This window comes from Oleiphilus sp. HI0123 (genome assembly GCF_001635315.1).
The window spans coordinates 1-11,302 of the sequence record NZ_LWGE01001182.1 but is presented as its reverse complement, the minus strand read 5'-3'; the positions used below and the strand labels follow the sequence as shown (position 1 = coordinate 11,302).

Here is an 11,302-nt window from a genome sequence, read left to right as displayed (position 1 = left end):
ATCACGCCTAAGCTATTAAAAAATGGTGTGATTGACCAGCAAATATAGGACAATATGTCTTATTGAGCTTAGGTAAAAGGCTGCAGATTGCGGCCTTTTTTCTTTTTAAAATAAACAGGTTAATCTTTACTGACATATTGATTGGCCGGCATAAGATCGAAATATGAGTATAGCTAAACCGTTGATTGTTTTTGTGGGCCCAATGGGGGCAGGAAAAACAACCATAGGAAAAATTTTAGCCAAAGAGCTGAACTTTGACTTTTATGATTCCGATAAAGAGATAGAGCGGCGAACCGGGGCAAACATTCCGTGGATTTTTGATGTCGAGGGCGAAGCAGGCTTCCGGGATAGAGAGAGCCAGGCAATAAAAGATTTGTCAGCACTTAAAAACGTCGTCTTGGCAACAGGTGGTGGTGCGATGATGCGCCCCGAGAACAGAGAGTGTGTGAACAACACTGCTTTTGTAGTGTATTTGAATACCTCAGTCGAGCAGCAGTACAAAAGAACTCACAAAGATAAGAATCGTCCTTTGTTGCAGGGAGACAAAGATGCTCGTCAGGTCTTGAGTGATTTGTATGCGACCAGAGATCCAATTTATCGAGAAGTTGCTGACTATGTAATTGATACAGACAAAAAGTCTATGAAAGGTATTGTTAAAGATATAATCAGCGCGATAGAAAAAGAGTGAATAAATGATTGAGTTAAAAGTAGATTTGGGTGAACGTGATTACCCAATTTTTATTGGCGAAGGCTTATTGAGTAATCCATCTCTCTATCAGCCCTACATTGCCGGCAAAAAAGTAATGCTGGTGACAAATGAGACAGTCGGGCCTTTGTATGAGCAGCAAGTTAGACAGGCATTGTCTGGCTATGAGGTTGATAGCGTGGTCTTGCCTGACGGAGAGCAATATAAGAATTGGCAAACCTTAAACCTGATTTTTGATGCGCTACTAGAGAAGGCTCATTCCAGGAAGACGACTATCGTTGCGCTGGGGGGCGGTGTAATTGGAGATATGGCAGGTTTTGCTGCATCAGCTTATCAGCGTGGCGTAGATTTTATTCAGGTGCCCACGACGCTTCTTTCGCAAGTAGATTCATCTGTAGGTGGAAAAACTGCAATCAACCATCCTTTAGGTAAAAACATGATAGGTGCTTTTTACCAGCCTAAAGCCGTTATCATTGATATTTTGACCTTGCAAACTCTGGCTTCAAAGGAAGTTTCAGCGGGCCTGGCGGAGGTGATCAAATATGGTTTGATCCGTAAGCCAGAGTTCTTTGACTGGTTGGAGGCTAATGTTGAGGCCTTAAGGTCCTTGGACTCTGATGCTTTAACCTACGCGATTAAAGAATCTTGTTCTTGTAAAGCGGAAGTTGTTGAACTAGATGAGAAAGAGGGTGGGCTTAGAGCAATATTAAATCTAGGGCACACATTTGGCCATGCGATTGAGACTTATGAAGGTTATGGCTCTTGGCTTCATGGTGAGGCGGTTGCAGCGGGAACAGTTATGGCAGCAGAATTGTCGAGAATGGAAGGCTGGATTAGTGATGAAGATGTTTCTCGAATTTCAAATATATTGCTTGCTGCTAACTTGCCAATTGAAGGGCCGGAAGGCATGTTGGCTTCAGAATATGAACGACTAATGTCTGTGGACAAAAAGGTAATGGATGGAACGCTCCGTCTTGTGCTTTTGAAGTCGATTGGTGAAGCTGTTGTGACAGCAGACTTTGGCGCTGATTCTCTGGCAAATGTTTTGGGTGGCAAAGCTTAATTAGAAGCAATTACTTGGTTCGATTAATTTTGTAGGTGAGTCGATAAGTCTGATATGAGTGTGACAAAAAATAATAATGTTTTGAGTGAGCAGCTCATTTCGCACTTTAACTTGAAAGAAAACCCATTCGATGAGCGAATGCTAGTATTTTTTGAGGGGGCGCAGCGTCAGCATAATTTAGAAACACTTCGCCATATGTCGACCTTTGGCGATATGGTTCTCTTGCTTACTGGCGAAAAAGGTGCTGGCAAAACCACTCTACTTAATAAATTTGCAAAATCTTCAGCTGGCGAGCTGAGTATCTACGTTACAGATGCTCAGGAGCTTGCTAATAAGGAAAAGTCGAAATCTGTTATACATGACTTTGGCGAGCTTGTTGGTTTAGATTCGATAGTTGGTGAAACTACGCGTCAATCATTTTCCCGTTTATTGCAGTATTTGGAAGATGAGTTCAAGAAAGATGGTGTGAGAAAGGTTCTGGTTTTTGATAACGCAGACCTATTATCAAAAAAAGAGCTTCAATTTTACTTTTCATATTTCAGTCAGTTGCCTAAAGAAAGCGGAGTGGTAGCAATTTTTTCGGGTTTGCCAAGCTTGCTGCAGCTTGCTCGTTTGAGTCACATAGAAGGTGATGACGAGTGGTTGCATCAAATGCAGCTTAAGCCTTTAGGTGCTTCAGATATGCTGGAATATCTCCAGTTGAGATTGGAGTATGCTGGCTATACCGGCTTGTTAGGGCTGTCAGAAAGTCAGGTACAACATTTAATTGACATGGGGAAAGGTTTGCCTGGTCGGGTGAATCGCTTGTTCAGTAGTGTCATGTTAGAACCGGGGGCATTAAAGCTACCGGTTAAGAGTCGTAAAGGAGTGCCGAAACAGGTTTTTTGGGGTGTTGCCGTTCTGCTTTGCTTCTCATTTTTACTCGTGTCTTATCAATATGGCTTGTTTACTGAAGGAGATAGCGAAGCAGTCGCGCACGAGCAGCCGGAGCAAGAGAATAACTCTGATGAAAATAAAGTGTCTCTCGTAGAGCAACAGAGAGAAGCAAGGTTAAGAATGCTTGATCAGGCCCTGTCAGAGAGTTTGGCTAAAGCTTCAGAAAGCAATATAGATAGTTTGGATAAAGGTCGTCAGGGTAGTGGCGAGATTAAAAAAGGTTCGCTCAATAAGCCTGAAATGTCGGCGTCTCGATCAATTCCAGAGAGCGCTGGTGTTAAAGAGCTTGTTGAGCCCGACAAGGTACAAGATGGTACTCTAGCAGATAAAGAAGTTAGCGTTCCAGAATCGGATCAACTAGTTAGCGATACTTTGCAGATAGAGAAAATCGCTAAAAATGTACAGGAAAAAATTATTCCTGCCGCAGAGAGCAGCCGTGAAATACTTAAGCCGTTCTTTAAGGGGAAAGCATGGGTTGCATCCCAAAACTCAAGTGGTTATTCAGCTCAAATTTTAGGTAGCTATAACGAGAAAACAGCGATAGACTTCGCAAAGCGCGTAAGTAAAAGTGCTCAGCCGATATACTATCTTGAAACACTGCATCGCGGTAAACCCTGGTTTGTTGTTTTTTATGGTGTTTATCCTGATAAGGCTTCCGCCAATGCTGCGCTCAAGGTGGCACCTAAAATAATTACTTCTCAACAGCCTTGGTTGAGGAGCTATGCTGGAATTCTCAAGTCTTATCCGAGGCAATAACTAAATTAGTTTTTTGAAGCTATCTATTTGAAATATAAGGATAGTTTATGCTTTTCTACGAGTTTTTTCTGCTTATACGCCTTCTTTAAGTTTGTACTGAATAAGCACGATGTGTAAAATGTCCAACCCCAATTTTCATAGTCATATGGTATTGTTAGTTTTGTTAGTTCTAACTGTATGATTTTAAATGATATTTTGTAGAGAGAATGTTATGGCAGCAGGTTTGTTTCGCCCGGAAGAGTTTAGAGATAACTGTGGATTTGGTTTGATTGCCCAGATGGAAGGGCAGGCAAGTCACGATCTACTATTAACGGCGATAGAATCACTTACATGTATGACTCACCGCGGTGGTATCGCAGCAGATGGTAAAACTGGCGATGGCTGTGGGTTGTTGATTCAGAAACCTGATACGTTCTTCAGGCAGGTGGTTAAGGAGCAGTTTAGCGCCGATCTGAATGAGATTTACGGCGTAGGAATGGTTTTCCTTTCACAGGACCCTACGAAAGCGCAGCAAGCTAAAACAGCGATGAGTGCAGAGCTTGAAGCACAAGGTCTTACCGTTGTTGGTTGGCGCTTGGTTCCGACTAATAACGATTGCTTGGGTCGTATGGCTCTGGATTGCTTGCCACAGATTGAGCAGGTCTTTGTTCAGGCTGACGGGCTTAGTGAGCGTGAACTGTCTCTTAAGCTTTTTGTTGCGCGCCGTAAGACTGAAATGGCTTTGGCGTTTGATGAAGAATTCTACGTTTGTAGTTTGTCAGAAAAAGTCGTGTCTTATAAAGGGCTGATGATGCCGGTTGACCTGCCGAATTTTTATTTGGATCTGGGTAATCCAGATGTTGAGACAAGCATTTGTGTTTTTCATCAGCGTTTCTCCACTAATACTATGCCAAAGTGGCCACTAGCCCAGCCATTTAGATGTATTGCTCACAACGGTGAAATTAATACGATTGAAGGCAATAGAAACTGGTCTACAGCGAGAACAAGCAAGTTTGCTACAGACGAACTGCCTGAGCTGGGAGAATTATCTCCTTTGGTGAATCGTACTGGTTCAGATTCTTCCAGTATGGATAATATGCTTGAGGTACTTCTGGCAGGTGGTGTAGACCTATTCCGTGCCGTTCGTATGATGATTCCACCTGCATGGCAGAACGTTGACACCATGGATAGCGAACTACGTGCTTTCTATGAATATAACAGTATGCATATGGAACCATGGGATGGACCGGCTGGTCTGGTTCTAACTGACGGCCGTTACGCCGTCTGTTTACTGGATAGAAACGGTTTGCGCCCAAGTCGTTGGGTTATCACTAAGAATGGTTACATTACAGTTGCATCCGAAATTGGAACTTATGGCTATAAGCCGGAAGATGTTGTTGCTAAGGGTCGAATTGGTCCTGGACAGATTCTAGCGGTTGATACTGAAACGGGTGAAGTGCTACATACTGATGATATCGATAGCCGCCTTAAGTCTGCTCACCCTTATAAAAAGTGGCTAAAAGAAAACGCGGTTCGTATTGAGGCAACGCTAGACAAAGATCATGAAGCGTTCCAAGCAATGGATGCTGATACCCTAAAGACGCACATGAAGATGTTCCAGGTGACTTTCGAGGAACGAGATCAGGTATTGCGTCCATTAGCTGAGGCGGGCCAGGAAGCAGTAGGTTCGATGGGTGATGATACGCCAATGGCAGTATTGTCGACTCGTGTTCGTTCAGTTTCAGACTACTTTAGACAGAAGTTTGCTCAGGTGACTAACCCACCGATTGATCCATTGCGTGAAGCGATTGTTATGTCTCTGGAAACCTGTGTGGGTGTAGAGCAGAACGTATTTGAAGAAACGCCTGAGCATGCGAAGCGAATTATTTTGGCTACGCCGGTACTGACACCTGCGAAGTTTAGCTGCTTTACCTCGGATAAAGATGGTTTTGAACATGCCTTAATTAGCCTTCAGTACAAGGAAGAGACTGGCTTAAGGCAAGCAATTGTTGATGTGTGCCAGCAAGCAGAAGAAGCTGTTAGACAAGGCAAGGTTGCGCTTGTTTTGTCGGATAAAGATATCGAACCTGGCTTATTACCACTAAATGCCTTTATGGCAACGGGTGCAGTGCATCACCACTTGGTTGAGAAGGGCTTACGTTGCGACTCGAATATTATTGTGGAGTCTGGTTTTGCCCGTGACCCTCATCACTTCGCGGTGTTGTTTGGTTTTGGTGCTACGGCAGTCTTCCCTTACTTGGCTTATCAGGTTATGAGTGACCTGATCAGTACGGGTGAGATGCTGATGGACCCAATCGAGGCGAAAAATAATTATCGTCGCGGTATTGGTAAGGGCTTGTTGAAGATCTTATCGAAGATGGGTATTTCTACAATTGCTTCTTACCGTGGCGCTCAATTGTTTGAAGCAGTAGGTCTTGCAGACGATGTTGTTGACCTATGCTTTAAAGGTGTCGCAAGTAGAATTCAGGGTGCTGATTTTGAAGACCTGCAATCAGAGCAAGCACTGTTGGCTAAAGAAGCTTTCAAGGCGCGTAAATCGATCCAGCCAGGTGGTTTACTGAAGTTTGTTCACGGTCAGGAATATCACGCCTTTAACCCGGATGTTGTCAATACAATTCAGCAAGCAGTTGAGTCGGGCGATTACTCTGTTTACCAGAAGTACGCAACCTTGGTAAATGAACGTCCAGCGTCATCCTTAAGGGATTTGTTTGCTTTAAGTGATTCTGCTAAAGAGATTCCTTTAGACGAAGTAGAGCCGGTAGAGAATATCTTCCCTCGTTTTGACTCGGCAGCAATGTCTTTGGGAGCTTTGTCTCCTGAAGCACATGAAGCACTTGCTGTTGCAATGAACCGTCTAGGTGGCCGCTCTAACTCTGGAGAGGGTGGTGAAGATGCAGCGAGATTTGGTACGGAAAAACGTTCCAAGATCAAGCAGATCGCATCAGGCCGATTTGGTGTAACGCCACACTACTTGCGTAATGCTGATGTCTTGCAGATCAAAGTTGCCCAAGGTGCGAAGCCCGGTGAAGGTGGTCAGTTACCAGGTGGTAAGGTAAATAACCTGATTGCGACATTAAGATATTCGGTGCCAGGTGTGACCTTGATTTCACCGCCACCGCATCACGATATTTATTCTATCGAAGACTTGGCGCAGCTAATCTTTGATTTGAAGCAAGTTAATCCAAAGGCATTGGTTTCTGTGAAACTGGTATCTGAACCGGGTGTTGGTACTATCGCCGCAGGTGTTGCCAAGGCTTATGCTGATTTGATTACAGTTTCCGGTTATGACGGTGGCACGGCTGCAAGTCCGCTAACCTCTATCCGATATGCGGGTTCTCCTTGGGAGCTTGGTTTGAGCGAGGCTCACCAGACTCTGCGCGGCAATGACTTGCGTGGCAGCGTCCGTCTGCAAACCGATGGCGGTTTAAAGACAGGTCTGGATGTTGTTAAAGCGGCGATACTGGGTGCCGAGAGTTTTGGTTTCGGTACCACGCCTATGGTTGCTTTGGGTTGTCGTTATTTGAGAATTTGTCATTTGAACAACTGTGCGACGGGTGTTGCGACTCAGAACGAATTACTTCGTGATGAGTACTTCAACGGTACCGTAGAAATGGTAATGAACTTCTTCCGCTTTGTTGCGAAAGAAGCGCGTGAGTGGATGGCTAAGCTAGGTGTTCGTAGTTTGGAAGAGCTGGTTGGTCGTACAGATTTGTTAGACATTTTGTCAGGTACTACTGATAAGCAGAACAAGCTTGACCTATCGCCGATTCTTTCGACTGAGGGAATACCTGAAGATAAACCGCATACCTGTAAGGTAGAGCGTAATGCTCCGTTTGACCAAGCCTTGTTGGCCGAAAAAATGGTTGAGGACTTAGTTCCAACAATTGAATCCAAGTCGGGTGGTACCTTCGATTACGAAGTGACTAACTGTGATCGTTCGGTTGGTGCACGAATCTCTGGCGAAATCGCAGAGCGTCATGGTAATCAAGGTATGGTGAGTGCGCCAATCAACTTGAATTTGACGGGTACAGCTGGTCAGAGCTTTGGTGTTTGGAATGCTGGTGGTTTGAATATGAACCTTGAAGGCGATGCAAACGACTATGTTGGTAAAGGTATGACTGGTGGTAAACTAACCATTCGACCCCCTCAAGGTAGTGAGTTCAAAACCCAGGAAACATCCATTGTTGGTAATACTTGTCTTTACGGCGCTACTGGCGGTAAGTTGTTTGCAGCGGGTACGGCTGGTGAGCGTTTTGGAGTTCGAAACTCTGGCGCTTCAGCGGTTGTTGAAGGCGCAGGTGATCACTGCTGTGAATATATGACTGGCGGTTTGATTACTGTTCTAGGTCAAACAGGTTATAACTTTGGTGCTGGTATGACAGGTGGTTTTGCCTATGTGCTAGACCAGGAAAATACGTTTGTAGATAAATACAATCATGAGTTGGTAGAAATTCAAAGAGTTTCAACTGAACAAATGGAGCCTTATCGCAATCATTTGCGAGGCGTTATTAAGGAGCATGTTGCTGAGACATCTAGTAAGTGGGGGCAAGAGATCCTTGAGCACTTCGATGACTTCATTGCTAAGTTCTGGTTAGTTAAGCCGAAGGCGGCTAGCTTGGATAACTTGCTTAACAACATGCGTTCTCGCCCTGAGTAGTGTTTCGAATTATCGAATACTCTCATTGCGAATAAGGTTTAGAGGTTAGAATATGGCAAAGCGTTTAAATAACAACTTTCAGTTTGTTGATGTGGGTCGAGTTGACCCAAAGAAAATTCCAATGGAAGGTCGTACCGAAGATTTTGGTGAGATCTATCAGTCATTTGATCAGAATGACGCGACTGAACAGGCTCATCGATGTCTTGAGTGTGGTAACCCTTACTGTGAGTGGAAGTGCCCGGTACATAACTATATCCCGAACTGGCTAAAGCTGGTTTCAGAAGGGAATATTCTTGAAGCGGCTGAACTGTGTCACCAGACAAACTCTTTGCCTGAAGTGTGTGGTCGTGTTTGTCCTCAAGATCGATTGTGTGAAGGTGCTTGTACTCTTAATGCAGGTTTTGGTGCGGTGACTATTGGCTCGGCGGAGAAGTATATTACTGATACGGCTTTCGCTATGGGTTGGCGCCCGGATATGTCCAATGTTGTTAAAACAGACAAGAAGGTTGCCGTGATTGGCGCGGGCCCTGCCGGTTTGGCTTGTGCAGATATCCTGGTTCGTAACGGTGTTAAGCCTGTTGTTTTTGATCTTAATCCTGAGATTGGTGGTTTGCTTACCTTTGGTATTCCAGAGTTCAAGCTAGAAAAGGATGTCATGTCGCGTCGTCGAGAAATCTTCACCGATATGGGCGTTGAATTTCGCTTGAATACCGAAATTGGTAAAGATATCAGTATTGATGACTTGTTAAATGACTATGACGCAGTATTTATGGGTATGGGAACATACAAGTACATGAAAGGTGGCTTCCCAGGTGAAGACTTGCCAGGCGTTCATGATGCATTGCCATTTTTGATCTCAAACGTTAATCGTCGTTTGGGTTTTGAAAAAGATGAAGCTGACTTCATTAACATGGCAGGTAAGAAGGTGGTTGTTCTGGGTGGTGGTGATACTGCGATGGACTGTAACCGAACCTCTATTCGTCAACAGGCAGATAGTGTAGTTTGTGCTTACCGTCGTGACGAAGAGAATATGCCTGGCTCACGCAAAGAAGTTCAGAATGCCAAGGAAGAAGGTGTAGACTTTATGTTTAATCGTCAACCAGTGGCGATTGTAGGTGATGATAAAGTTGAAGGTGTGAAGGTTGTTAAAACACAGCTGGGTGCCGCTGATGAAAATGGTCGTCGTCGCCCGGAAGTTATCGAAGGTAGTGAAGAAATCCTGCCTGCTGATGCAGTATTGATTGCGTTTGGTTTCCAGCCTAGCCCACCAGAATGGCTGTCCGATGTGAAGGTAGATGTTAATAGCTGGGGCGGTGTTGTCGCGCCAGAGAAGGGTGAGTACCCTTATCAGACGAGTAACCCGAAGATTTTCGCCGGTGGTGATATGGTTCGTGGTTCTGACTTGGTGGTTACCGCCATTGCGGAAGGCCGCCAGGCAGCTGAAGGCATCATGGACTACCTGGATATATAGTCTGCACGTGATGAGTATCAATGACTAAATCCAAGGCACGGTTGATAATACTGTGCCTTTTTTGTATCTGGACAACATTGCCAGACATTTCTTGATTATTAATATTGAAGAGACAGTGAATGACAGAGCTAAAGAATGATCGATTTCTGAGAGCGCTAGAGCGTAAGCCGGTTGATGTGACGCCTGTATGGATGATGCGTCAAGCTGGGCGTTATCTGCCAGAGTATAAAGCGACCAGAGCGCAAGCCGGTGACTTTATGAGTCTGTGTAAGAATAAAGAACTAGCATGCGAGGTCACAATTCAGCCTCTTGAGCGCTACAAGCTCGACGCTGCAATTCTGTTTTCTGATATCTTGACGATTCCGGACGCAATGGGTTTGGGTCTTTATTTCGAAACGGGTGAGGGGCCTCGTTTCAAGAAGATTGTTCGAACAGCAGAGGATGTCGAGAAACTACCTATAGTTGATACCTCTAAAGACTTGACTTACGTAACGGATGCAGTGAGCACCATACGTAAAGAGTTGAATGGACGTGTTCCGTTGATTGGTTTCTCTGGGAGTCCTTGGACTTTAGCCACTTATATGGTTGAGGGTGGAAGCTCTAAAGATTTTCGCCATATCAAAGCGATGATGTATTCTCAGCCAGAAATTATGCATCAGTTATTGGATAAAATTGCCTTGTCTGTGATTGATTATCTGAATGCTCAAATAAAAGCGGGTGCGCAAGCGGTTCAGATCTTCGATACCTGGGGTGGAAACCTGAGTGATCATGCATATCAACAGTTCTCTTTGGCTTATATGAAGAAAATTGTAGCTGGCTTAATTCGGGAATACGATGGTCGAAAAGTCCCCGTGATTCTATTTACCAAAGGAGGCGGTTTATGGTTGCCTTCTATGGCTGATACCGGCGCTGATGCACTTGGTCTTGACTGGACGATGGATATCGGTAAAGCGCGTGCCTTGGTAGGTGATAAAGTTGCTTTGCAGGGGAATATGGATCCGTCGGTGCTATATGCTTCAGAAAAAGGTATTAGGGATGAGGTGGCTAGAATTTTGGCATCTTATGGTCCAGGTGAAGGCCATGTATTCAATCTGGGGCATGGTATTCATCAATTTGTTGATCCAGCACATGCAGGCTACTTTGTTGATGCGGTTCATGAACTGAGTGCTCAGTATCACGCTTAAGATCGTTATCTAATGCATAGAATTAAGGGTGCAACGTGGCACCCTTTCTTTTTCTAGCACAAAATGCCATGTAATTCCCACACGTGTCACATTTGCAGCAGGCTCTTATTTAACCTGTGCGACTCTTTTAATACAATCGATAGATAACCCTTAAGGTCTCCCAAGGAACTGTAATGAGGCATCTCTCTCTCTATTTTGCTAAGGCAATTTCAATTTGTATCTGCGCTACAATGATCGTGGCTTGCGATAATTTAGAAAATATAGCCTTTTTCAAAAGTGTTGGGGATCCTGACATATATCAAAGTGATGCCGAAACTAATATCGATAACAAAACCATCGATATCGAAGTCGACATGTCCGAAGATTTATCTCTTAAAGTGCTTCAAGCGACTCTTTTAGCTTACTTGGATTCGCCATTGTATCGATATTTAGATGCATCAGACTTTCCAGAAGATCTAAGTTTGATATGCGGAAATTATGTTAAAGATGTATTTGAGGACCCCATTAGTTGGGACAGTTCTAGGGAGCC

Annotated in this window: 7 protein-coding genes; all 7 read left to right on the top strand. The window is 44.3% G+C overall.

Annotation, left to right across the window (positions count from 1 at the left end):
* Positions 1 to 163 precede the first annotated feature (163 nt).
* Positions 164 to 688, top strand: a complete 525-nt coding sequence (aroK, locus tag A3761_RS13105; protein ID WP_082865394.1) for a shikimate kinase AroK — start codon at positions 164 to 166, stop codon at positions 686 to 688.
* A 4-nt stretch (positions 689 to 692) separates the two neighbouring features.
* Positions 693 to 1,769, top strand: a complete 1,077-nt coding sequence (gene aroB, locus A3761_RS13100; RefSeq protein ID WP_068506598.1) for a 3-dehydroquinate synthase — start codon at positions 693 to 695, stop codon at positions 1,767 to 1,769.
* Positions 1,770 to 1,823: 54 nt separating this feature from the next.
* Positions 1,824 to 3,461 carry an AAA family ATPase gene (locus tag A3761_RS13095; RefSeq protein WP_068554440.1) on the top strand — a complete coding sequence of 546 codons (1,638 nt, stop codon included), beginning with the start codon at positions 1,824 to 1,826 and terminating at the stop codon, positions 3,459 to 3,461.
* 211 nt (positions 3,462 to 3,672) lie between these two features.
* Entirely contained in the window at positions 3,673 to 8,118 is a 4,446-nt protein-coding gene (gene gltB, locus A3761_RS13090; protein ID WP_068554437.1) for a glutamate synthase large subunit, read from the top strand.
* A gap of 52 nt (positions 8,119 to 8,170) precedes the next feature.
* Complete coding sequence (locus A3761_RS13085) at positions 8,171 to 9,589, top strand: FAD-dependent oxidoreductase (protein WP_068554435.1); 1,419 nt, start codon at positions 8,171 to 8,173, stop codon at positions 9,587 to 9,589.
* Between the two features lie 119 nt (positions 9,590 to 9,708).
* On the top strand, positions 9,709 to 10,773 hold the full coding sequence (gene hemE, locus A3761_RS13080; RefSeq protein WP_068513946.1) for a uroporphyrinogen decarboxylase: 1,065 nt from the start codon (positions 9,709 to 9,711) through the stop codon (positions 10,771 to 10,773).
* Between the two features lie 173 nt (positions 10,774 to 10,946).
* Positions 10,947 to 11,302: hypothetical protein (locus tag A3761_RS13075; RefSeq protein WP_156491830.1), on the top strand; the 356-nt coding region annotated here is incomplete at its 3' end.

Coding starts and splice junctions, on each gene's coding strand:
- gltB (WP_068554437.1), top strand. CDS start 3,673: ATGGCAGCAGGTTTGTTTCGCCCGGAAGAGTTTAGAGATAACTGTGGA.
- A3761_RS13085 (WP_068554435.1), top strand. CDS start 8,171: ATGGCAAAGCGTTTAAATAACAACTTTCAGTTTGTTGATGTGGGTCGA.
- A3761_RS13095 (WP_068554440.1), top strand. CDS start 1,824: ATGAGTGTGACAAAAAATAATAATGTTTTGAGTGAGCAGCTCATTTCG.
- aroB (WP_068506598.1), top strand. CDS start 693: ATGATTGAGTTAAAAGTAGATTTGGGTGAACGTGATTACCCAATTTTT.
- aroK (WP_082865394.1), top strand. CDS start 164: ATGAGTATAGCTAAACCGTTGATTGTTTTTGTGGGCCCAATGGGGGCA.
- hemE (WP_068513946.1), top strand. CDS start 9,709: ATGACAGAGCTAAAGAATGATCGATTTCTGAGAGCGCTAGAGCGTAAG.